This is a genomic window from Caballeronia sp. LjRoot34 (genome assembly GCF_964253815.1).
In the GTDB taxonomy this organism is placed as follows: Bacteria; Pseudomonadota; Gammaproteobacteria; order Burkholderiales; family Burkholderiaceae; genus Caballeronia.
Genome location: NZ_CAXUSB020000003.1, coordinates 1,392,445 through 1,416,305, shown reverse-complemented (window position 1 = coordinate 1,416,305; position 23,861 = coordinate 1,392,445). Strand labels below are relative to the sequence as shown.

The 23,861-nt window shown below is 61.1% G+C and carries 20 protein-coding genes; 15 read left to right on the top strand and 5 right to left on the bottom strand.

Going from position 1 to position 23,861, the window contains the following annotated elements; all coding sequences use genetic code 11:
* Positions 1–4 precede the first annotated feature (4 nt).
* Positions 5–2,278 carry an LPS-assembly protein LptD gene (locus ACSQ36_RS37285; RefSeq protein WP_436185982.1) on the top strand — a complete coding sequence of 758 codons (2,274 nt, stop codon included), beginning with the start codon at positions 5–7 and terminating at the stop codon, positions 2,276–2,278.
* Positions 2,279–2,324: 46 nt separating this feature from the next.
* On the opposite strand, the gene ACSQ36_RS37280 is transcribed toward ACSQ36_RS37285, so the two are convergent.
* Entirely contained in the window at positions 2,325–3,575 is a 1,251-nt protein-coding gene (locus tag ACSQ36_RS37280; protein ID WP_436185981.1) for a porin, read from the bottom strand.
* Between the two features lie 246 nt (positions 3,576–3,821).
* Between ACSQ36_RS37280 and ACSQ36_RS37275 the strand changes: the two genes are divergently transcribed.
* The 5 genes from ACSQ36_RS37275 (at position 3,822) to ACSQ36_RS37255 (ending at position 10,691) form a co-directional block, all read left to right on the top strand.
* Positions 3,822–5,216: an ATP-binding protein gene (locus ACSQ36_RS37275; protein ID WP_436185980.1), complete on the top strand. Its 1,395-nt coding sequence runs from the start codon at positions 3,822–3,824 to the stop codon at positions 5,214–5,216.
* A 204-nt stretch (positions 5,217–5,420) separates the two neighbouring features.
* Positions 5,421–6,200, top strand: coding sequence for a class I SAM-dependent methyltransferase (locus tag ACSQ36_RS37270; RefSeq protein WP_436186462.1), 780 nt, complete (start codon positions 5,421–5,423; stop codon positions 6,198–6,200).
* 110 nt (positions 6,201–6,310) lie between these two features.
* On the top strand, positions 6,311–7,018 hold the full coding sequence (locus ACSQ36_RS37265; protein WP_436185979.1) for an ABC transporter ATP-binding protein: 708 nt from the start codon (positions 6,311–6,313) through the stop codon (positions 7,016–7,018).
* Entirely contained in the window at positions 7,015–9,585 is a 2,571-nt protein-coding gene (locus ACSQ36_RS37260) for an FtsX-like permease family protein (RefSeq protein WP_436185978.1), read from the top strand. Before ACSQ36_RS37265 ends, ACSQ36_RS37260 begins: the two co-directional genes overlap by 4 nt.
* Positions 9,585–10,691, top strand: coding sequence for a lipocalin-like domain-containing protein (locus tag ACSQ36_RS37255; RefSeq protein ID WP_436185977.1), 1,107 nt, complete (start codon positions 9,585–9,587; stop codon positions 10,689–10,691). Before ACSQ36_RS37260 ends, ACSQ36_RS37255 begins: the two co-directional genes overlap by 1 nt.
* 160 nt (positions 10,692–10,851) lie before the next feature.
* Here ACSQ36_RS37255 and ACSQ36_RS37250 read toward each other — a convergent pair whose 3' ends face one another.
* Positions 10,852–11,253, bottom strand: a complete 402-nt coding sequence (locus tag ACSQ36_RS37250) for a DUF3597 domain-containing protein (protein WP_213766271.1) — start codon at positions 11,251–11,253, stop codon at positions 10,852–10,854.
* Between the two features lie 345 nt (positions 11,254–11,598).
* On the opposite strand from ACSQ36_RS37250, the gene ACSQ36_RS37245 reads away from it, so the two are divergent.
* The 3 genes from ACSQ36_RS37245 to maiA all read left to right on the top strand — a co-directional run bounded on the left by ACSQ36_RS37245 (position 11,599) and on the right by maiA (position 14,468).
* Positions 11,599–13,068 carry an MATE family efflux transporter gene (locus ACSQ36_RS37245; protein WP_436185976.1) on the top strand — a complete coding sequence of 490 codons (1,470 nt, stop codon included), beginning with the start codon at positions 11,599–11,601 and terminating at the stop codon, positions 13,066–13,068.
* Between the two features lie 282 nt (positions 13,069–13,350).
* Positions 13,351–13,626 carry a hypothetical protein gene (locus ACSQ36_RS37240; RefSeq protein ID WP_213766266.1) on the top strand — a complete coding sequence of 92 codons (276 nt, stop codon included), beginning with the start codon at positions 13,351–13,353 and terminating at the stop codon, positions 13,624–13,626.
* A gap of 179 nt (positions 13,627–13,805) precedes the next feature.
* The gene (maiA, locus tag ACSQ36_RS37235; protein WP_436185975.1) at positions 13,806–14,468 is read left to right on the top strand and encodes a maleylacetoacetate isomerase; all 663 of its coding nucleotides are present in this window, start codon (positions 13,806–13,808) and stop codon (positions 14,466–14,468) included.
* A gap of 57 nt (positions 14,469–14,525) precedes the next feature.
* Here maiA and ACSQ36_RS37230 read toward each other — a convergent pair whose 3' ends face one another.
* The 3 genes from ACSQ36_RS37230 to ACSQ36_RS37220 all read right to left on the bottom strand — a co-directional run bounded on the left by ACSQ36_RS37230 (position 14,526) and on the right by ACSQ36_RS37220 (position 17,695).
* Positions 14,526–15,620: a threonine aldolase family protein gene (locus ACSQ36_RS37230; protein WP_436185974.1), complete on the bottom strand. Its 1,095-nt coding sequence runs from the start codon at positions 15,618–15,620 to the stop codon at positions 14,526–14,528.
* An 81-nt stretch (positions 15,621–15,701) separates the two neighbouring features.
* The gene (locus ACSQ36_RS37225; protein ID WP_213766263.1) at positions 15,702–16,568 is read right to left on the bottom strand and encodes an AraC family transcriptional regulator; all 867 of its coding nucleotides are present in this window, start codon (positions 16,566–16,568) and stop codon (positions 15,702–15,704) included.
* Positions 16,569–16,777: 209 nt separating this feature from the next.
* The gene (locus tag ACSQ36_RS37220) at positions 16,778–17,695 is read right to left on the bottom strand and encodes a LysR substrate-binding domain-containing protein (protein WP_213766262.1); all 918 of its coding nucleotides are present in this window, start codon (positions 17,693–17,695) and stop codon (positions 16,778–16,780) included.
* A 137-nt stretch (positions 17,696–17,832) separates the two neighbouring features.
* Here ACSQ36_RS37220 and ACSQ36_RS37215 point away from each other — a divergent pair, with 137 nt between their 5' ends.
* From ACSQ36_RS37215 to ACSQ36_RS37190, 6 genes are all read left to right on the top strand, one after another.
* The gene (locus ACSQ36_RS37215; protein ID WP_436185973.1) at positions 17,833–19,155 is read left to right on the top strand and encodes an NAD(P)/FAD-dependent oxidoreductase; all 1,323 of its coding nucleotides are present in this window, start codon (positions 17,833–17,835) and stop codon (positions 19,153–19,155) included.
* Positions 19,156–19,223: 68 nt separating this feature from the next.
* The gene (locus ACSQ36_RS37210; protein ID WP_436185972.1) at positions 19,224–20,042 is read left to right on the top strand and encodes a substrate-binding periplasmic protein; all 819 of its coding nucleotides are present in this window, start codon (positions 19,224–19,226) and stop codon (positions 20,040–20,042) included.
* A gap of 30 nt (positions 20,043–20,072) precedes the next feature.
* A complete protein-coding gene (locus ACSQ36_RS37205; protein WP_213766259.1) occupies positions 20,073–20,864 on the top strand; it encodes an amino acid ABC transporter permease in 792 nt (263 codons plus the stop codon).
* A 21-nt stretch (positions 20,865–20,885) separates the two neighbouring features.
* Entirely contained in the window at positions 20,886–22,226 is a 1,341-nt protein-coding gene (locus ACSQ36_RS37200) for an NAD(P)/FAD-dependent oxidoreductase (RefSeq protein ID WP_436185971.1), read from the top strand.
* A 15-nt stretch (positions 22,227–22,241) separates the two neighbouring features.
* Entirely contained in the window at positions 22,242–22,925 is a 684-nt protein-coding gene (locus ACSQ36_RS37195; RefSeq protein ID WP_436185970.1) for an SDR family NAD(P)-dependent oxidoreductase, read from the top strand.
* 132 nt (positions 22,926–23,057) lie between these two features.
* Entirely contained in the window at positions 23,058–23,861 is an 804-nt protein-coding gene (locus ACSQ36_RS37190; protein WP_436185969.1) for a lipid II flippase Amj family protein, read from the top strand.

The following is a 23,861-nucleotide window of genomic DNA, read 5'->3' as shown; positions in this document are numbered from 1 at the left end:
CGTCATGTCCTTCACCCCTTCGCCCGCGCACGCGCAACTAAGCGGCGCGGCGGCACAGGCAGAACCGATCGATCCACCCTGGGGTCTTCGATTCGCCCCTCAAGTGACGGAGCATCCGTTGCCGGCGAACACGTCGCCAGCCGTATTCGGGATCGGCGATGCAGCGGACGGCGACGAGGACCGCGATCTGTCGCTGAAGGGCAATGGAGAGCTTCGGCGCGACGCGACCATTGTCAGAGGAGACGGCGTGCACTACGACATCGACCGTAATGTGGTCGATGCGTACGGCCATGTGCGCATAGTCGACAACTACGACGTCTTTGCCGGCCCCGAAGCGCATCTTCACGTCGAGGCCAACGAGGGCACCATGACAACGCCGACCTATCACTTCAATCTGACCGGCGGCTCGGGGAGCGCCGACAGCATCGACCTGATCGACAACGAACGTTCAGTCGTGCATCACGGCACGTACACCGCGTGCCAGTGCGAAAGTGACCCGGCCTGGTACCTGAAGGCGGCAAGTTTCGACATGGATCAAGGGTCGAACGAAGGCATTGCCCACAATGGCGTGCTGTTCTTCCAGGGCGTGCCCATCTTCGCGAGTCCGTGGTTGTCGTTTCCCTTGTCCAACGCTCGCCAGAGCGGTTTTCTTCCGCCGACTTTCTCGCTGAGTTCGACGAACGGATTCGACCTCACCGTCCCGTATTATTTCAATGTCGCGCCGAACTACGACCTGACGCTGACACCGCGCTACATGTCAAAACGCGGCGCGATGCTGACAACGGATTTCCGCTATTTGTCGCCTACGTATTCGGGTTCGGTGACTATTGCCTATCTGCCCGACGATGCCCTGACCAAGACCAACCGTTATTCGATCAACATCCAGCACAACCAGAACTTCGGCGGTGGATTCGCTGCGTATGTTAACTATGCGCAGGTGTCGGACGTCAACGTCACGACGGATCTGAATTCGAATACCGCGTCGCTGGTCAATGGGCAGGACATCTTCCAGCAAGAGGCTGGAGTGACTTACAACAACGGGCCATGGTCAGTGCTGGCGCGGGTGCAACGCTGGCAATCGTTCAGTACGGCGCCGCCCTACAATCGGGCGCCGGAACTGGACGTTAAATACGATAAGTACAACGTGGGCGGATTTGATTTCGGCGCCGAGGCAGACGCCACGCGCTTTAGCATTTCCACAGCCGACTCCACGGAAGGCAGCCGCTTCACGTTCAATCCGTATGTCAGCTATCCGCTGTCTGGACCGGGATGGTTCATCACGCCGAAGGTTCAGTGGCACTACGTGGCCTACGACCTGTCCTCGATCGGAAGCACAGCGCCAACGGGACAGCCGAAGAGCTTTTCGTTCAATGTGCCCACCCTCAGCCTGGACTCGGGGCTCGTGTTCGAGCGCAGCATCCGCCTGTTCGGAACGGACTATATCCAGACGCTGGAACCGCGCCTCTACTACGTCTATACGCCCTACCGGAACCAGACCTTCGCACCGGTCTTCGACACAGGCGAAGAGGACTTTGGACTGGCCCAGATTTTCACCGACAACACCTTCGTCGGCGGCGACCGGGTTGCCGACCTGAACCGCGTCACGGCCGCCCTGACGACCCGGTTCATCAATCAGGCGACAGGAGACGAACGAGCCCGCTTCGTGGTGGCGCAACAATACTATTTCACCAATCCGGAAGTGACGCTGGACCCGGGCGCGTCCGTGACCGACATTCGAGGCAGCGACGTCATTGTCGGGGCGTCGCTCAAGATAGGCCCAGGTTTTACGACCGAGCAGGCAGTCCAGTACGACGAGCAGCGCAACCAGTTGGACCAGGGTACCTCTGGCTTCACCTGGAAACCGGGAGATCGAGAAGTAATCAGCATTGCTTACCGGTATACCCGCGCCGACGAAGATCTGGACAACGAGGCGGAAAACCAGATCGTAGCGTCCGGTCAATGGCCGCTGAGCCGCAAGCTCTACGCTGTCGGCCAGGCCAATTTCGACATGGTCGCTCATCGCCTGGTGGCGGGATTGCTCGGGGTTCAGTACGACGCCGATTGCTGGTCGCTCAGCTTCGCGGTGCAAAAATATACGAATGTGTCCACCACCACGACTGCCGCCAGTAGCGCTACGCGCGTCCTGTTGCAGCTTCAGCTCAAGGGATTGACGAAGATCGACAACGGGCTGTCCGAGCAATTTAAAGCAAGCATTCCAGGCTATACGCCATTGCCTTCACCGCCTGAGCCTGAGTCGCGGTTCTCGAACTACGAATGACGCATGACGGCCGGCCACGCAGACCGTGGCGTTGTTACGCGCCTCATCAGAACCTGTGACGCAATCCCACCGCGACGACAACCTGCTCATTCTTGCTGGACGGTGACTGTCCGCTGATGTCGGCGGTCAGTCCCGAGCCATCGCTCGCAATGTGCTGGTAGCTCGCTTGGACGTACGCGTCGGTGCGCTTGGAAAGCAAGTAGTCCGTCTGCACCGATACCTCGTGCCACTTGGGATGATGCTCGCCGCTAGCCGTCGACAGCGCGGCATCCGTATACGTGTAGGCGCCATTCACGGCCACCGACGGTGTCAGCAGATAACTCGCGTTCACTTCGAAGTTGTCGAAGCTCGCACCCTGACCGTTTTGCTTGAGACCCAGACTGTTCGCCCCGTTGATAACAGCAAGGCCGCCAAGCTGCGTGCGTGTCCAGACGAACCCGAGCTTCCCGGCCCCTATCGAATAATTCACGCCTGCTCCATAGGTCCGCTGTAATGCTGTCAGGAAGGTACGGTCGGTCAGCGTGATCGCGCCGTCGGTATTACTTACGCCCGGATTGTTCGCCTGCAGATAGCCCGCAGCCAAACTCAGCGGGCCGGCATCATAGGACGCGCCGAAGCTGTATAGACGGTTGTCGTCGAAGCCGCCCGCTTCATTCGAGAAGCCGTAGAGCGTGCCGAACTTCAGGCCGGCGTAGGGCGCGCTGGCGAACTTCACGGCGTTATCGACGCGAAACGAGTTGTTCAGGTTGTCGTTGTCATATGGATGCACGGAGAGGTTATTGCCGCCCGGACGCCGGCCGGTGAAACTCAACGGCGCAAGGTAGTCGACGACCGAGTCGTACTGCCGCCCAAGCGTCACCGTGCCGAACCGGTTGTTGCTCAAGCCCACATATGACTGGTAGCCGAACTCACGGCCGCCCTGGCGCAAGCTGCCGTTCATGACGCTGAAGCCGTCTTCTATCTGGAAGATCGCCTGGTTGCCGGCGCCCAGGTCCTCACGGCCCTGCAGTCCCCAATGGCTGCCCGTCACGGCGCCGCTGCTCGCCTGCAGACTGGCGTGATCCTGCGCGTTGTTCGTATAAAGCAAGCTTGCATCGATAACGCCATACAGCGTCACGCTCGACTGCGCGTGGGCCGGGCCGGCGATGAAAGCGGTCGCGATCAGCGTCGTGGCGAACGCCTTTTCGAGGTATCGCCTTGTACGACTGGAGCCACAGGGAAGTCCGGAAAGCCGCGATGCAACAGGCCTGAACACAGTCGAACGACAGACGCGCGGCGAAGATCCTGAAATCGGCATGTTATAGTCTTTAAATGAGAATCAATGTCATTACGCGGCAACACTTTATCGGCGAAATGTATTGGCGATATGTTGAAAAGCCGCTGTTTTGTATTGGAATGTGTTGGCTCAATTGCGGACTTTTCAATCGCCTTACGGCCGTGATTCATTGACTCCCCTCCCCCGATTCCCGCTTGATGCATCCGTGCAGATGGACCGCCTACCGGTAGTCGACGACACCGCCTGCGCGTTGCACGAAGGCCGTGCATGAAGCTTCGCCTCTGGCCCGACACGCTGTTCGGACGCCTCGCGCTGATCCTTGTGATCGGCATGTTCGGCGGCCAACTGCTGACCAGCACGATCTGGTTCGAGACCCACGACAACCGCACGCTGGAGATTCCTTCACGCCTGTTCGCAAGCCGTCTCGCGGACACCCTGCGCCTGCTGCAGATCGCACCGGACCAAGCAGCGCGGCAAACCCTCGTGCGCCAGCTTGCGGACCGTAACTATCAATTGCGCTGGATCGAAGCCCCGGCGCCAGCGCCGTCACACACGGTCGCGCAGCGTGCGACTGAAGACTTGCTTGCAAGCGTGCTCGCGCAGCGTCTGCATGAGCACGTGCCGCTGCGTTTGATCGATGCCGAGCTGACCGACGACACCGGACGTCATCGCGGCATCTTCAGCCTCTTCGACTCGCGCATGCCGTCGGGAGATTTTCATGTGCAGATACAAGCACCCGGTGGCGCTTGGCTCGACGTCACCGCGCAAGAGGGGCAAGCGGGCCGGCAGAGCGAGCCGCGAACGCTGGTGATCGAGTATCTGTTGCGCATCTATGCGATCAGGTTCATCGCCGCGCTGCTGTTCGCGCTGGTGGCCGTGCGCATTGCCGTTCAGCCGCTAAGGCGGCTCGCGGTCGCGGCCGACGCGCTTGGCAAGAATGTGTATCGAGCATCGCTGAAGTTATCCGGCCCGCGTGAGGTGCGAGTCGCCGCGCAGTCGTTCAACTCGATGCAGCAACAATTGATTCGGAGTATTGATGAACGAACGCGCTTGCTGGCTTCAATATCCCACGATTTGCGCTCGCCCTTGACGAAGCTTCGGCTACGCGCCGAGATGTTGCCGGATGCGGCGTCGCGCGAACGCTTTTGCACTGACCTCGATGAAATGGACGCAATGGTCCACAGCACGCTCGACTTCGTGCAGGGCGTAGAGATAACGGAGCCGCGCCATCAGATCGATATCGACTCGCTGCTGCGTGCACTCTGCGATGACCTCGTTGAAACGGGAGCACGCGTTGAACTCGACGGCCACGCCGCCGCGCCTTTGAGCGGATATCCGCGAAACCTGAAACGCTGCCTGCAGAATCTGCTCGACAACGCAATCCTGCATGGCGGCAGCGCGTCGGTGCACATCCATGATGATCGCGACGCGGTACGCATCACGATCAGCGATGAAGGCCCGGGCATTGCAGGAAAGGACATGCTTGAACGGGTATTCGAACCGTATTTTCGCGCACAGCCCGGGAACACCGAGGGGACCGGGTTGGGGCTGACCATTGCGAAGAGCATCGCGATGGCGCATGGTGGCACGCTGGTGTTGAGCAACCGTGCAGAGCGGGGACTCGATGCAGTGCTGACCTTGCCTCGTGAGCCACAGGGTTAGCGTGCGTGCGCAGATGGATGCTTCCCACCCTTTCAAGGTATTAAAATCGACGATGGCATGCATGGCAAATCATGCCGCGATTGCTTATCCTGTTTCCAGTTTCCATACGGCGGCGCTGGGGGCATCAATCAATAAGACAGGATGCCGTACGGAGTGACAGAACGATATGAATCCAGCAAGCAGGAGCGCACGATGAACAAGGCAATACATGGCGTGCATCACGCCGCAGCAGACGGCTACGCGACAACAGCAACGGCGGACACCTATGTACGCGGCCGGCCCGACTACCCGCCGGAGATCGCGGACTGGTTACGTGATCAGCTCGGGCTTCACGCCGGGACGACCGTCGTGGATCTCGGCGCGGGCACCGGAAAATTTACACCGCGCCTGATCAGCACAGGCGCCAGGGTGATCGCAGTCGAACCCGTGGCCGCGATGCTCGACAAACTGTCCGCCGCGCTCCCGCAAGTGCAAACGTACGCGGGTACTGCCGACTCGATCCCGCTTCCCGATGCATCGGTTGATGCCGTGGTGTGCGCGCAATCATTCCATTGGTTCTCGACCCATGCCGCGCTCGCGGAGATTCTTCGGGTCTTGAAACCGGGCGGCAAGCTCGGCCTGATCTGGAATTTGCGCGATGCCAACGTCCCGTGGGTCGCCCGGCTCGACGCAATCGTGAATCGGGTGGAAGGCGATACGCCGCGTTATTACACCGGCGCCTGGCGGTCCGCGTTTCCGTTCGACGGTTTCGGTCCGCTCAATGAACATCATTTCAGCATCGGTCATACCGGTTCGCCCGAAGACGTGATCCTGAACAGAGTGCGCTCCACCAGCTTTGTTGCAGCGCTGGACGCCGACAAGCGCGAGAAAATCGATGGCGAGGTCAAGGCGTTGATCGCGGCTGAACCGCTGCTCGCGGGAAAGGACGTGGTGACGGTTCCGTACGAGACGGCGGCGTTTTATGTCGAGAAGCTCGCGCGCTAGAAGGCGGTCAGGGTCGATACAAGGAGTGATCGTGCCGTGCACACGCGCGGCACTTCTCTGTCACAGTGGAGGACTGCACCCCAGTCCCACTCACCAACGACCCGATCTCCATGACCCTTCGCAACAATGGCGTTCCTCCCGCACTAGAATGTCGCGGCTTGAGCAAGGCGTACGGCGCAGGCCGCGTGTTACTGGCAAGCCTCGACTTCTCGCTCGATCCGGGGGAGTTCGTCGCGATCATGGGCGATTCGGGCGTCGGCAAGTCGACGCTTTTGAACCTGATCGCGGGCCTCGATCAAGCCGACAACGGTGAAGTGCTGATCGACGGCACGTCAATTTCCAGTCTCGACGATAACGCCGCCACTCGCCTCCGACGGCAAAAACTCGGCTTCGTCTTCCAGGCATTTCACGTCCTGCCGCATCTCACGCTGGTTCAAAACGTCGCGCTTCCGCTATTGCTTAACGACACGTCACCGGCCCGCGCGCTCGACTTGCTGGAAGCCGTCGGCCTGGGTGGCCGTGGCGACGACTTTCCACGACAGCTATCGGGCGGAGAGCTGCAGCGTGTAGCAATCGCTCGCGCGCTGGTGCATCGGCCGACGTTGATCCTGGCTGACGAACCAACCGGCAACCTGGATCCCGAGACCGCGCACGAGGTGCTCTCGTTGTTCCGTGCAGAGATCAAGGCAAACGGCGCTGCGGCAATCATGGTCACGCATTCCATGGCGGCGGCAGCCAGCGCGGACCGGATACTTATCCTGAGCGAGCATGGCCTGCATGCGGGACGATCGGAGCGGTCGGCTGGTGAATCTCGGTGAGCGGACCCACGACAGAACCCTCGCGGCGAATTGCAGGCGGCCGGCTACTCGCACGCTGGCTGCTCGGCGCGGAGTGGCGCAGTCATCCGGCCCGAGCGATTGTGGCTATCGCAACTATTGCGTTGGGCGTGGCGCTCGGATATGCCGTGCAACTCATCAACAGTGCCGCATTCAACGAGTTCTCCGCGGCCGCCAAGAGTCTTTCCGGCGAGGCCGACTTGCAGGTTCGCGGCGCACAACCCACCTTCGATGAACAGTGGTACCCCCGTCTCGCAACCACACCGGGCGTAGCTTTAGCCAGCCCCGTTCTGGACCTGGACGTGACCGTGCCCGGCCAGACCGCTGCGTTGAAAGTGCTTGGCGTCGACGTTTTCAGGGCGAGCCGCATCACGCCGGAACTGATCGGCGTGCCGTCCGCGCAGCGTCCGCTCGATACCCTTTCCGACGACGCCATCTTCCTCTCGCCCGCTGCGCAACAGTGGCTTCACGTGGCGAGCGGCGACCATGTCGCGCTGCTTAGCGGGACATCGATTATTCGTTTTAGAGTGGCCGGCGGTCTGGTCAGGACGCGGCCGGGACAGCGCGTCGCGGTGATGGACATCGCCGCCGCCCAGTGGCGTTTTGGACTTGAAGGAAAACTCTCGCGCATCGACTTGCAACTGCAGCGCGGCGTCGATCGGGAACGCTTCAAACGCGAGTTGCAAGCGCGGCTTGGCAATCAACTGGTCGTAGCCGAAACACGCGACGATGAAAGCCGCACCGACCGTCTCTCGCGCGCTTATCGCATCAACATGAACGTGCTCGCGCTGGTGGCGCTTTTCACCGGCGCGTTCCTCGTGTTTTCAACGCAAGCGCTAGCGGTCGTCCGGCGCCGCGCGCAGTTCGCGATGCTGCGCGTATTGGGCTATACGCGCGGCCAGCTTCTACGCCAGATCCTGATGGAAGGAGCACTTCTCGGCGTACTGGGTTCCCTGCTCGGCCTCGCGCTGGGCTACGCGCTGTCGAGTATCGCGCTGCGCTTCTTCGGCAGCGACCTGGGCGGCGGCTACTTCCCGGGCGTGCAGCCTCACGTCAGTTTCGAGCCTGTTGCGAGCGCCATATTTCTTGCGTTGGGTATCGGCGTGTCCGTGCTTGGCAGTCTCGTCCCGGCGCTGGAAGCGGCCCGCGCACGACCGGCGGCGGCGCTCAAAGCGGGCAGCGAAGAAGGCGCGCTGGCGCGGCTGGCAACGCCCTGGCCCGCAGTGTCTTGCCTCGCGGTCGCGGGAATACTGGCGCTCCTGCCGCCGTTATTCGATGTCCCCATCCTCGGTTATCTCGCGGTCGCGCTGCTGCTGGTTGGCGGTATCGCGTTGATGCCGCGTTGCACGGCGATTGTGTTCACCGCGCTGAGCCGATGGCGTACCAACCGCCGTACGCGCGCCGTCACGACGCTGGCGCTTGCCCGCCTCGCCAATGCACCCGGCCAGGCATCGATCGCCATGGGCGGGGTTTTGTCGAGCTTTGCGCTGATTGTCGCGATGGCCATCATGGTCGCGAGCTTCCGCGTATCTGTCGATGACTGGCTGACCCACCTCCTGTCGGCCGACCTGTACGTTCGAGTCGCGGCCAATGGCGACACAGCGAGCCTGAGCCCGGGCGAACAAACGGCAATCGCTGCGACGCCCGGCATCAGGCACGCCGCGTTCAGCCGCACATCGCATCTCACGCTAGACCCTGCACGCCCCGCGGTGGCGCTGCTCGCGCGTGACATCGATGCATCCGATCCCGGCGCTGCGATGCAGATGACCGGCCCCGTGCTGCCGCCGTCCGCCCTGCAGGATGGCGAGACGCCTATATGGGTCTCGGAAGCGATGGTCGACTTGTATCGATACAAGCTGGGGCAAAGGCTTAACTTGTCGATCGGCACACGCGGCGGGACATTCGTCGTAGCCGGCGTGTGGCGCGATTACGCGCGGCAAACTGGTGCTATCCAGTTACGGCTTGCCGACTACCGACGCTTGACGGGAGACACGGGCGCCACCGATGCCGCCATCATCGTGGACCGAGGCGCAAGCGCGGAAGGTGTCATTGCGAACCTGCGCAAACTGCCCTTCGGCGCCGCGATGGAGTTCGCCGAACCCGGCGACATCCGCGCGCGGACGCTGACGATTTTCGACCGGAGCTTCGCGGTGACCTACCTGCTGGAAGCGGTAGCCATTGTGATTGGACTATTCGGTGTGGCGGCAACCTTCTCTGCGCAGACACTCGCTCGCGCGCGCGAGTTCGGCATGTTGCGGCACGTTGGCGTGACGCGCCATCAGGTGCTCGCGATCCTCGCGGCGGAAGCCGGCATGCTGACTGCGCTCGGCATTGCAGTGGGCTTTATCCTGGGCTGGGCGATCAGTCTCATCCTGGTGTTTGTCGTTAATCCGCAGTCGTTCCACTGGAGCATGTCGATGCATATTCCCTGGCATGTGGTGAGCACGGTGGCGCTGGTCATGCTGATTTCGTCGTGCGCTACAGCCGTGGTTGCGGGACGAAAGGCGGTGTCGCTCGATGCCGTGCGCGCGGTGAAGGAGGACTGGTAATGCTGAATCGAGCCCGGCGATGGGCAATGATCGCGTGCGCTTGCTGCTTCATCAGCACACCTTCCATGGCGGTGGAATTCGCCGCAGTCACGCCCGATCATCCGCTGGTTTTTCCGCAGGACACTGGCGCGCATCCGGCCTTTCGCACCGAGTGGTGGTATGCAACGGGCTGGCTCAATCAGCCGGACGGCAAGCCGCTCGGTTTCCAGATCACGTTCTTTCGCTCGGCGACCGGACACGATCCCGCGGACCCGGGTGCGTTCGCGCCGACGCAGTTGATCATCGCTCATGCGGCGCTTAGCGATCCTTCACTGGGACGACTCGTGCATGATCAGAAGATTGCGCGTCAGGGTTTCGGTCTTGCTTATGCAAAGACCGATAACACCGACGTCAGGCTCGATGCCTGGCAACTCGTGCGCGCCGCCGATGGTCATTACACCGTCACCGTGAATGCCGCCGATTTCACGCTGGACCTGGCGCTCACGCCGACTCAGGAACCACTGCTGCAGGGCGACAACGGTTACTCGCGAAAGGGGCCGCTAGCCGCGCAAGCGAGCTACTACTACAGCGAACCGCAACTGCGCGTGAGCGGCAAGGTCACGCGCGCTTCGAGCGCGAAGGGCGAACCTGGACTTGACGCAGCAGTCACCGGCTCGGCGTGGCTGGATCACGAATGGTCAAGCACGGTGCTGAGCAGCGACGCCACGGGATGGGACTGGCTCGGCGCCAATTTGTCTGACGGATCGGCGCTGATGGCGTTCAAGGTGCGCGGACAAAACGGCGGGACAGTCTGGTCACACGCGGCGCTTCGCGATGCAAGCGGGCACGTGAGCGCATTCGATGGGGACCAGGTCAACTTCACGCCGCGCCGGACGTGGCGCTCACCACGCACGGGTACGTCTTATCCGGTATCGGAAACGGTCAGGACCGGCGCGCTCACGTGGCAGCTCGACCCATTGATGGACGATCAGGAACTCGACTCCAGCCAGTCGACGGGCGCGGTGTATTGGGAGGGAGCGGTACGGGTCAGCCGTGACGGCGAGACCTTGGGTCACGGCTATCTTGAGCTGACAGGATATGGGAAGGCGTTGAAGCTGGAGAGATAGCCGCGCTTGATTTCATAGCGCAGCGTCATGCAGAAACACTATGACAGGCAGATGACGCCGCTTGGGACTTAACAGTGGCGGGTCATGCTGGCACGCCTTCTTGCGATACTCATGCAAGCGCCTACGCGTGCCAGCCGTCGCCTTGAGGGCGACGCCAAGCTTAACCCTTCAGGCTATCCGGCACCTTGCCACCATTGGCCGCAAGCTGCTCCATCACGGCTTTGTGAAGCCAGACGTTCATCGATGCGGAATCGTTGGTGTCGCCCGAATAGTGCAGCTCGCCGGCCAGCTCCTTACGTGCGCCAAGGCTGCTGTCGAGACCCAGCAATTTCATCAGGTCGACAATCGATGTCCGCCAGTTCAATTGCTCCGACGTATTCGCCTGCATGGCAGTCAGGACTGCTTCAACATCCACCGGTTCTGCGGCCGCAGCCGGTGCTGCAGCGGCGTCAGCCGCCACGGTTGGGTCCGCCGCAGGGGGCGCGGCCGGATCGGCGGGCGCTGTATTCGCGGGATGGCTTGAAGGGAAGATCTTGCTCAGGATCGTGCCGAAAATGCTCATGATGTTTGTCCTTGGTCGAGGTAGTCAACGACGTGGTGAAGCAGCGCGTTCGCCGCTGCGAGTGGAGGAGGAGCCGCCGTGCAAGACACGTTCCCGAAACCGTCAATGAATGTTATGTCTCGAGTCCGGCGCACAGCTGCAAGGACATTGTAGGTGATCAATCATCTTGAAAATGCCCTGACATAGAGAAGCCGCAACGCGCGCAGGATACTGTTACCGCGACATGCGTTTAACAGTGGAATCGTTTCGTTTCTGCTAGTGAGTACAGTGGACGATCATCCTTGCAGCCAGGGAAACAAAGATCATTCATGCGATGATTCGGCCACCACTACCCGATGCTCCGCCATGACAACAAAACGCCAGGTCGACTCCGCTCGCTTCGTACACGGCTCGACCTTGCGGCATGTCGTGGTCATGGCAGGAACCGGGGCAATTGGATTGATGGCCGTGTTCGCGGTCGACCTGGCTAATCTCTTCTACGTGTCGCTGCTTGGCGACACAGCGGTTGCCGCGGCGGTCGGATTCGCCGGCACCATCAACTTCTTCCACACCGCCATTTCCATTGGCATGACCATAGGCGTCAGCGCAACCGTCGCGCGGCTTCTCGGTGCGGGCCAGCGGACCAAGGCGCGGCAGGTGGCATCGGCGAGTCTGGTGCTGATGATCGTCATCACCGTGATATTGAGCGCCGCCACGCTGCTCTTCCTCGACCCGATCCTCAACGCGCTCGGGGCGGCCGGCGAGACGCGCGTACTGACCCGCGGCTTCCTGCTGATCACCGCGCCCACCTACGTGTTCCTCGCTATCGGCATGTGTACGGCCGCGCTGATGCGTTCTGTCGGCGATGCCCGCCGTGCCATGACCGTCACGCTGACCGCAGCAGTGGTCACCGCGATCCTCGATCCAATCCTGATCTTCGGTTTTCATCTCGGGCTGACGGGTGCGGCCATATCGAACGATATAGCACGTATTGCGCTCGCGCTTGTCGGTCTCCATGGCGCAACCCGGGTCAACGATCTCATTGCCCGTGTCCGCTTTGCACGCTTGTGGTCCAACAGCCAGCCAGTCATGAAGGTCGCCCTGCCCGCCGTGCTGACCAACCTCGCCACGCCCGTTGCCAGCGCATACGTGACGCATGCAATGGCGCGTTTCGGCGCTGCCGCCGTGGCGGGGCAAGCCACCATCGACCGCATCACGCCCGTGGCGTTCGCGGTGATTTATGCGCTGACCGGCGCCGTCGGTCCGATCATCGCGCAGAATCTCGGCGCGGGCCGCGCGGACCGGATTCGCGAAACGGTTCGCAACAGCCTCGTGTTCGTGCTGCTGACGGTCGCGGTTGCGTGGGCCGTGCTGGCGTTCGCTCAGGGTGGCCTGATCCGCGCATTCTCGGCGCGCGGCGACACCGCCATCATCATCGCGGCGTTTTGTTCGTGGCTGGTGGCAAGTTATGCGTTCGTCGGCTGCCAGTTCGTGGCGAACGCGACCTTCAATAATCTTGATCGGCCGTTGTTATCGACCCTGTTCAACTGGGGGCGCGCGACCATCGGCACGGTGCCGTTCGTCGCGGCCGGGATGCGGCATGGTCCTGTGGGCGTGATGATCGGACAGGCCGCCGGCAATGCGATCTTCGGCACGATGGCAATGCTGGCCGCGTACGCCGTGGTCAAGCGCTTGCCAATGGGCGATTGCGCCGCGCTGGCCCGCAAGAGCAGCAACCGGCTTGAGCAATCATCCGTCAATGTCCCGGCCGCTGCCGCGGGAAATACCATGGCGCCGGACGTGGAGTTAAAGGAACTGCCTGTGCAAGGCGGTTAGGCTGTTAAGAGACTTAACCGCTTAGCGGTTTCTCTTTGCGTTCAAGCCTGATTCAGCTTTTCTCATTGGCGTTATCACGCCCCATTTTCTTAGCGAATTCGGCTAAGCCTGTTGCCTCCGATTATTCGTTTTGCGTGGAATCACTATTCCCCTCTATCGGTACAATATTTCGATAGTGCGCGCATATACTCCATTCCATCGACGCAGCGCACCAACCAGCAGGACCGCTGCGTAGCCCATGAAATGAAGTCACTGAGTCACTGATACGCATCGGAGCACATCATGAACAAGACCCTTATTGCATCGTTGTTAGTCGCCGTTGCCGCCGCCGTTGCAGCGCCCGCATTTGCCAGCAGCGGTTATGGTCCGGCACCGTCGTATAACCCGCAAGTTGGCGCACCCTCTTCGCAACGCGGCCAGAGCGCGCAAACCATCGCAGCGGAAAATGCAGCAAACAATGCTGACGCAAGCGCTTACGGCGGCGTGCGCAGCACCGCCACTCAATCCGGTAATCGCGTTCAAGCTGACGGCACGCGTTCGCTCTACTCGCATAACTGATCAAAGCCGAAGTTTGGCGCTTGGCAGCAAACCGATGCCCGGCGAACTCAGGTTCGCCGGGCATCGGCGTTTGTGGATATTTCAAGCTGCGGACACAGGCAAGAGCACTTTCATGCATAGTTAAGAGCCGTCGACTTAACCAACGTCGCCGCTACCGTCTACTACGAAGGAAGATCTCCATGTCAGAGCAAGCGCAATTCGAACTCTTCGCGTTCTGGCGCTCGTCCGCCGCATTTCGCGTACGTGTCGCCCTCAATTTGAAGGGCCTCAGCGCGCACGAACGAAATATCGATCTCGACGCAGGCGAACAACGCAGCGCCGAATTCCTGAAAATCAGTCCGCTAGGGTCCATTCCCGCATTGGTTGAACAAGGGCATGAACCGCTGACGCAATCGCTGGCGATCCTCGAATTCCTCGATGAACTCCAGCCTTCCCCACCCTTGTTGCCGAGCGATTTATACGGTCGCGCACGAGTGCGCTCGATTGCGTCCATGTGTGCAGCCGATACCCATCCGCTAGTCGTGCCGCGTGTGAAAAAGTATCTTCAGACAACGGGTGGATTCGACGATGCAGCGTGGCGCGCGTGGCAAATCCGCTGGTTCGGCACGGGTCTCACCGCAGTCGAAGAACGTCTGGCGGGCGCGCCGGAAACGGGCACGTTCTGTCATGGCGATGAACCCACCATGGCGGATATTTGCCTCGCGAGCATTGTCGCTGTGGCGCGTGTGTTCAAGATCGAGATCCCTGACATACCGACTATCGACCGGATCATGGCCACATGTGACCAGCATCCGGCATTCATGAAGGCCGATCCCAAGCGGCAAGCTGGAGCGCCGGGGTAAAGCGCGAGCGGCAAGGGGGTGCGGCTGCTAATGAATCCCGGCCGCCGCACCCTTGCTTTAATATCCCGCGCCACCCCTTGCCGCTTGTCTTGCCATTACACCGGCCTTCTCCGCATATGCCTCGGCCACTGACGCAATAATGCCGATAGCCTCCTGAACCTGCGCTTTCGTGATGTTCAGATACGGAATCGCGCGCACGCCGTCGGTACCGGAAGGCAGCACATACAAGCCCTTCTCGTACAAGCGCTCGACAAACTCGCCCGCAGGCAAGGACGTCACCACGAACCGGACAATATTCGTCTCGACCGCATTCACATCGATCTCGATACCCGGCAGTGATGCAATTCCTTCTGCAAGCAGACGGGCGTTTTCGTGATCTTCGATCAGCCGCGCCCGGTTATTTTGCAGCGCATAGAGCGCACCGGCAGCGATGATCCCGGCCTGTCTGAAGCCGCCGCCAATCTGCTGCTTGAAGCGCCTGGCCCGCGCGATGAATTCACGCGATCCCGCCAGCGCCGATCCGACAGGCGCACCCAGTCCCTTGGAAAAGCAGACGCTGACCGTGTCGAAATGCCGGGCATATTCACTCTCCGCAATACCGGTCGCGGCCGTGGCATGCCAAAGCCGTGCGCCATCCAGATGCAGCTTCACGCCGCGCGCACGTCCTGCGTCGCATGCGGCCTTGAGTTGCTCCAGCGGCCACACTTTGCCACCACCAATGTTGTGCGTATTCTCAAGACACAGCAGCCGGACGGGAGCGGGAATGGTGGCGGGAAAGAACCGGTGGGGCACACCGATAGCCGCTTCCACATCGCCTGCATTGAAGATGCCGCGCACGCCGGGTAACAAGCGCGGAAGCACGCCGGCATACGCTGCAGGCGCGCCGCCTTCGAGTATGTAGACATGGGCGTTCTGATCGAACAGAACGGCATCGCCCGGCTCGGTATGCGCCCGGATAGCCACCTGGTTCGTCATGGTGCCGGTCACCATGTAGACGGCGTCTTCCTTGCCGAGCAGATCCGCGACCTCGCGTTCGAGCCGTTTGACTGTGGGGTCGTCGCTATAGACGTCATCACCGACCGGTGCCGTCGCCATCGCGTGACGCATGGCTTCGGTGGGTTGGCTACAGGTGTCGCTGCGCAAGTCGATCATGGTTTTCTCCATTCAATGAATCGATGGAGTCCAGTCTGACGGACAGCCGAGCGTGTGCCTTGAAGAAAATTGCGGTTCTTTCTAACGAATCGCCGTGCTGGGCGGCACACCGTAAAAACGTCTGAATTCGCGGCTGAAATGCGCCTGGTCGCTGTAACCCACTTCAATTGCGACCAGCCTCGGTGCATGCCCTTTCAGTAACAAGCGGCGTGCTTTGTCCACACGACGTTGCACAAGATACGCATGAGGCGGCACACCGATCGCCTTCTTGAACTCGCGTAACAAATGAAAGGGACTCATGGCGGCCGCGCGGGCGATATCGTCAAGTGACGGATTCGCTGCCACGCTTGCATCGATAAACTCTCTTGCACGACGCACCGCGCCCGGCTCCGCGCGCGGCAGTTGAGCGCGCGGCATGCCCTGGCCATGCCGTGTCATGAGTTGGCGCAAGGCGTAGATCAGGCGCGATGCCTTTTCGAGTTGCGAAGCGTCCGAAGACTCGGAGCACAAGTGCGCGGCGTGCAGTGCCTGCAATGTTTCAGGGTCGTCTATGACCGATTCCGCGAAGAACGGCAAGTCGCGCGCGCTAACAGGTTCCGAGCCCGCCAGAACCATCGCCAGGCCCTCGGGCGGGATATAGATCATCCGATAGTCCCAGCCGACCTCGGTCGCGCCCCTGCCCTCGTGGAGCTGCCCAGGATTGATCACGCAGATCTTTCCCACCGGCATGATCAGCCGCTCCTTGCGGCCGCGCGTATAAGCCTGCGCGCCGCGTTCGATGAAACCAATCGCGTATTCGTCGTGTGCGTGAGGCGGAAATTGATGCGTCCGGTAAGCCGCCCGGAGCAATTCAGCATTTGCCAGCGCCGGCTCGCGCCAGATCCGCGCCCGGTTTGCGGGCCGGCTCCGGGTGTCGAGTGTGGATGGAACAGCGATAGGCGAAGTCATGATCGATCGAAGCGCCAGACGGGTCGCGCGTGCGGATTCTGAAACCTCAGATGCACGACGCTTGGCGAGAACGTTCAATCTAGCAGAAAAAGATCAGCGCCACCGGGGTGGGTTTTTGTACCGGAGTCACTGCTCCTGCGCATCGATCTCCTGCTTCACACACAAGTTCACCCCCATGCGCCTCCTCGATCCGCTCGGTCACCCACAGATCAGACAGCTTCGGCGAAACCTCGCAAACGGGCTGCTTCGATCGCCATCGTCTCCTTGGTGAGATCAAGGAACGCCTTCACCAGCGGGTTCGAATGCTGTAACTGAGGACAGACCGTGAAGCCGCGAAACATGACTTCCGGCGAGAACGGCCTGAACACGATGCGGGCCGGATTGGTATCGGAAGTGGCCAGCGGATTCACCACGCCCACACCCAGGCCACGCGCGACCATCGCGCAAATGGTGGCGCCGTAAGGCGTCTCGATCACCGGCACCTGGTTCACCCCGGCTTGCCGCAGCGCATGGTCGAGCGACGAGCGTGTGTCGTCGGCGTAGGACGGCAGGATGAGGCTCTGATCCCTCAAGTCACGCGCGTGAATCCGCTTGCGCGCGGTGAGCGGATGTTTGGCAGGCAGCGCGCAGACCCCCGCCAGCCGATACAACTCCGCGCTGGTCACGCCGAACGCATCAGGCGTCGTGGTGGCAAAACCGACATCGCAATATGCCGACGATGCCCAGCGCTGGATCGTGCCCTCGCTGCGCATTTCCAGCGACACCGCAATACGCGGATATGCCGCAAGGAAGCGCTCGATCACAAGGGGTACGAACGATAACGCCAGCACCGGCGGCGCCACCAGACGCAGCCGGCCACTGCCGAACTGGCGGATCTCGCGCGCTGAATGCCCAAGCTTTTCGAGTCCGACGAAACTGCGGTCGACCTCGCGATAGAACGCGGTCCCCGCATCGGTCGCCTGGATCCGGCCGCCGTTGCGCGTGAAAAGCGCCAGTCCCGTCGACGCCTCCAGCTCCGCGATCAGGCGGCTGACGCTAGGCTGCGAGGTGCCGAGTTCTTCGGCCGCGGCCGTCATCGATCCCCTCAGCATCACCAGCCTGAACGCTTCGATTTGCTTCTGGTTCATGTGCCCGCTCCCTTGATTTGCCCGGTCCGTAGGGAAGCTTGTCATATCAAAAATGAATAGCAGACGTTTTTGGCCGTATTTGACCGGATGACGGAAGCGCTCCTAGACTAATTGCAACTAGCCACTCCCAGCGAACCATGCGAGCCGACGCACTGCTTTTCCACGATGACTTTCGCATCGCACCCTATTGGTGGGATGCAGCGCCGCCAGAAACATCGCGCGTCGCGTTGCCGCCGAGCGTGGATCTGGTGATCGTGGGGAGCGGCTATTGCGGCTTGTCGGCGGCGGCGGAAGCGGCACGGCAAGGTGCAACGGTGGCTGTGCTCGATGCCGCCGAGATCGGCGCGGGCGGCAGCACGCGCAGCGGCGGCATGGTGTCGAGCGGGCAGAAACTGGCGCTGACCGATGCCATTCGCGGGGTATCGGCGGAACGGCTGAGCCGCTTGATGGCCGAATCCACCGCGAGTTTCGACTATCTCAAGCACCTGATAGCCAGTGAATCGCTCGACGCCGATCTGCAGATAACCGGTCGCTTTTTTGGTGCGTTCACCCCTGGGCATTTCGAGCGGCTGCGCCGGCAAGGTGAACTGCTGCGCGAGAAAACCGGCGTGACCGTACATGTGGTGACGCGTGCGGAGCAACGTGCCGTGGTGGGGTCCGACTACTACTATGGTGGCATTCTCGTGGATGAATACGGCGGCCTGCATACGGCAAAATATCATCGCGCCCTGCGCGAACTCGCGCGGCGGCGCGGCGCGAGCCTGCATTCGCACGCGGCGGTCGAACGAATTGAACGGACCGGCGCGCGCTTCGCTGTTCATACAGCGCGCGGCAAGATTGATGCAAAGCAAATGCTGATCGCGACCAACGGTTATACCGGACCCTTGCTGCCATTTTTATCGCGGCGCGTGCTGCCGGTGGCGAGTTACCAGATCGCCACGGAACCGCTGCCGCCCGGACTCATGGATGTACTGAATCCCGGCCGTCGCATGATCAGCGACTCCAAGCGCAACCTGTTTTATACGCGTCCTTCCCCTGACGGCACGCGCATGTTGTTCGGCTCGCGGCCATCGTTTCGCGAAGTCGGCGAACGCGAGGCGGCGCGAATCCTGCACACGAAGATGGTGCAGCTCTGGCCCGCTTTGCGCGATGTGCGTATCACGCATGCATGGAAGGGATACGTTGCGATGACCGGCGACAAGCTCGCGCACATAGGCGAACGCGACGGCGTGTTTTACGCGCTCGGCTGCAACGGCAACGGCGTCGCGTTGATGAGTTACCTCGGGCAGCGCATCGCAAGAACACTATCAGGCTTCGACGCCGCACCCAGCGCATTCGGCGAAGGTCCGTTCCCGCTAAGTCCGGGCGGCATCGCGCGCAACTTGAGCGTGCCGGTGGGTGCCGTGCTGTATCAGCTTGACGATTGCTGGAACGGACGTGTGCGCGGCGCGTTGTCCTGACGTTTTTAGTAACGCTGTATCGACCCGTCGTATTTTCAATTCATCGCTGGCTTCCCTGGAGCAACATCATGCGGTTTCGACACTTTCTCAGCCTCGTTTCAATTGTCGCTTCCTTCTCGTTGATGGCCGCCACCAGCGCGCGTGCCGACGACCTCGGCACGCTTGCGCCGGGCAAACTGATGGCCGGCGTGGACGCCAACAACAAGCCCTATTCCTACATCGATAACGGCAAGATGACCGGCTTCGACGTGGAGTTGCTGCGCGCGGTTGGCGCAAAGCTGGGGGTGAGCGTCGACTTCCGCGCGCAGGACTTCAGCGGCTTGCTGCCGAGCGTGTCGAACCAGCAGATTGATCTCGCCGCCGGATCGATCTCGATCACGACCGACCGTCTCAAGATGGTCGATTTCTCCGAGGGTTATCTCACTGGGCTGCTTAGCGTAGCGAGCCTTCCCGATAGCCCGATCACAAGCGACAAGGCGTCGGTCAAGGACAAGCGGATCGGCGTGGTGCAAGGTACGATTGAAGACACGTATTCGGACAGCTACTTGCCGGGCGCGCAGATCGTGCGTTTCCCTAACGTGAACGCGGGCTTTCTCTCGCTGCGTTCAAAATATATCGATGGTTTCTTCATCGATAAATCGCTGGTAGACGGTCTGCAAAGCAAGTACCCGCAGTTGAACATTACCGACCGCCTGGATATTTCCGCGATCAACCTGCCCGCCGGTTTTCCGATACGAAAGGGCAACGTCAAACTCGAAGCCGCGGTCAACAAGACGCTTAACGAGCTCGTAGCCGACGGCACCTGGATCAAGCTCTACACCCAGTTCCATCCCGGTTATCCGAAGCCCGCCAGCCTGCCGCCGTATGTGATGAAAACCGGTAGCTGAACTTGTCACCGACATGATCCGGAGAGCGCCATGAACGCATTCCTGCAGAACTTCCTCGACTGGCCGTTGCTCACCGGGTCACTGCCTGCGCTGCTCGAAACCGGGCTGGTCAACACGCTCGTGCTGTCGCTGTTTTCGACCTTGCTCGGGATCATCGCGGGTATGGTGCTGGCGTTGATGGCGGTGTCGCATATGCGCTGGCTCGAAGTGCCGGCGCGTGTGTTCGTCGAGGTCTTTCGCGGGCTTCCCGCCGCGCTCGTGATCCTGCTCGTGGGCCAAGGACTCGCGCCCGTCGGGCTAGCGGTGTTCGGCCCGAATCCGTATCCGCTTGCGATCGTGGCGCTCGGGCTGATTTCATCGGCGTATATAGCGGAGATTTTTCGCTCGGGCATTCAGAGCGTGGGCAAGGGACAGCTCTCCGCGTGTCAGGCGCTCGGCATGACGTACTGGACCGCCATGCGTCATGTGATCGTGCCGCAAGGCATCCGGCGCATTCTTCCCGCGCTGGCGAACCAGTTCATTTCGATCGTGAAGGACTCGAGCCTCGTTTATTTTCTCGGCTTGCTGACCTCGCAACGGGACCTGTTCACCATTGGACAGAACACGTCGGTGAACGTGGCAAACCTTTCGCCGCTGGTCGCCGCCGGGTTCGTCTACCTGCTGATTACCGTGCCGCTCACGCACGCGATCAATCATATCGACCGCTGGACCAACCGGCATTCGAATCCGCGTTACGGCGGCGCAAGCATGGCTACCACGCGCAAGCAACTCAAACGCCAGGCAGCAGCCACGCGCGCGGGCATGACCGAACAACACAACTAAAAAGCAGGGAATACCAAGCTTATGGGACCACCAGTCGAGACCGTCACCGACGACACCACCTTGCCGGACGAAGTGGATGTCGTGGTGGTCGGCGGCGGCATTATTGGCGTGAGTACGGCGCTGTATCTAAGCGACAAAGGCCTGCGCGTGGCGGTGTGCGAGAAGGGCTACATAGCGGGCGAACAATCCAGCCGCAACTGGGGATGGGTGCGCGTCACGCATCGCGACATGCGCGAGTTCGAACTGAGTATAGAAAGCCTGAAGCTTTGGCGAACGCTCGACCAGACACTTGGTATCGATACTGGTTTCAGGCAATGCGGCATCCTGTACATGGCCAACGACGACGCGAAAATGGAAGGGCATCGCGTATGGCTTGAGAAAGCGCGCGCCCTGGCCGGGAACGATGCATTCGATACCCGCGAAGTCGATCCCAGGACCGTCGCCGGTTTGCTCCCGGGCGCGACGAAAGCGTTCAAGGGCGGCCTGTACACCGCCGGCGACGGCCGCGCCGAACCGCAGAAAGCGGCGCCGGCTATTGCAAATGCACTGCGCAAACGCGGCGTGAAAATACTCACGCCCTGTGCGGTGCGCGGTGTGGAAACAAGCGCGGGACGCGTCAGCGCGGTGGTGACCGAACTGGGAACAATTCGTTGCAAGAGCGTGGTGGTTGCGGGCGGCGCGTGGTCGCGGCTCTTCTGCGGGAATCTGGATGTCAACGTGCCGCAGTTGATGGTGAAGGCTTCGGTGTTGCGGACGGCGCCTATAGAAGGCGGTCCCGCGGTCAGCGCCAGCAACAAGGAATTCGCGTTCCGCAAGCGCGCGGATGGCGGTTATACGATCGCGTTCGGCTTTCGTACCTACACGGATATCACGCCCGACAGCTTCCGCCTGTTTCCGCAATATATCCCTGCGCTCAAGAGTCAGATGGGCGCGTTACGGATTGGATTGGGTGCGCGTTTCTTCGATGAACTGCGCCGGCCGCGTCATTGGGCGCTTGATCAGCGTACCGCTTTCGAGGACGTTCGCACGCTCGACCCCGAGCCTATTTCCGCCTATACCGATGCTGGCCTGCGTGAGTTCGTGAAGGTCTTTCCGCATATGAGCGGTGCACGCATCGCGCAGCGCTGGGCGGGTCTCATGGACGTGACGCCCGATGCCATTCCCGTGATATCGGGCGTTGAACGCGTGCCGGGGCTTTTCATCGGCACCGGGTTTTCAGGGCATGGGTTTGGCATCGGTCCGGCCGCGGGAAAACTGATGGCGGATCTGGTCACCAACGACACACCGCTCGTCGATCCGCGCATGTTCCGGCTAAGCCGTTTCAGTGACGGCACGAAGATCGTTATCGATGCAGGTTTTTAAGTAAGGATCTCGGCAATGAACAAGGTAGCGATGATTTCCGGCGCGAATCGCGGCATTGGCCTGGCGGTGGCCTCGGAATTGCACCGGCGGGGTTATCGGCTGTCGCTGGGCATGCGTGACCCTTCGTCGGCGCACCTTCCCTTCGATGCATTCACCTTTGCGTATGAAGCGCGCGATCCGCTAAGTGGGCAACGCTGGGTCGACGCGACCGTCGAGCATTTTGGCCGCATAGATGTCCTGATCAATAACGCGGGAATATGCACGCATATAACGCTCGAGGACGGCACCGACGAGCAGTTGGAAGAAACGCTCGATATCAACGTGAAGGCGCCCTTCCGCTTGATCCAGGCCGCGTTGCCGCACCTGCGCAAACCCGGCGATGCGCGGGTCGTGCAGATTGCATCGTTATCCGGCAAGCGGGTGAAGAACCTGAACGCCGGTTACCAGATGTCGAAGCATGCGGTGATCGCGTTGAATCACGCGGTGCGCCGAGCCGGCTGGGACGACGGTATTCGCGCGACCGCTATCTGCCCCGGCTTCGTGAATACCGACATGGCCGCGGGCATAGCCGACCTTGAACCCCAGGCGATGACCCAGCCCGAGGATCTGGCCTTGCTGATCGCGAACACCATGGCGATGCCGAATACGGCAAGCGTCGCGGAGATCCTGGTGAATTGCCGGCACGAGGACTTGTTCTAGCCTCTGAATCCAGCCTCTGAAGACGGCAGCCAGCCGGTTGCGGTCACTCGATTGGCTAACATGGATCGTAGACCATCGGTCGATACTTGCCTCGGGTACACTCATGTCCCCGCCACACGCGCCGCAAAAAGCATGGACAGCCAGCTTCTGGTCATCTGCGGGCTTACATTTGTAATCCACGTGATTGCAACATTGGCCTATGCCGTGCGAATCGCAGGTGTTCGCACGGGCCGCATTGCTGTGTCGTTTTCCCTTTTCGGGATTATTGCGCTGGTTTCCCGGACAGCGAATTCCTTTCAAGGACCGTTCATCGCGAAACGGGTTGAACTGGACATTGCGCATCATCTGGGCAGCGGATTGCTCACCGACTTTCGGTTGTTCCTGCTGACTGCCACAGTGGCAAGCATTGCAGGATCGTTCCTGATTCCCACGTTCCAGCGTTACTTCAGTCGCGCGGTCGATCACTTCCACGCAAACCGCTCGATTCCTCGCCTGCTGCTGCACGTCTTCAGTCGTGCCGGTCTTAACACCATTCGCACGGGCGCACGGCTTCCTTCTCGACACAACGTTACGCAACTGGCCGCAAGCGCTGGCGTGTCCTGGACAGTTATCGGGCTGAACGTTGTCGCAATGGCGATCTGGACGGTCGGGGTGTTCGCATCGTTGTATGCGGGATACCTGAAGCCCGAGCTGCGGGTGACGTGCGCGAATCTGTCGTCGGTCATCAATGGCTTTGCGACCGTCGTGCTGGCGGTCATTATCGACCCGCAAGTTTCCGTGATGACTGACGACGTCATCGAAGGCAAGATTTCGGAAAACAGCTTTCGGCGCGCGATCACGACGCTCGCGGGTGCGCGCGTTCTCGGTACGCTGTGCGCGCAGGCAGTGCTCATTCCGGCGGCAATCGTCATTGTCCACGTAGCTGAACTCATTTAG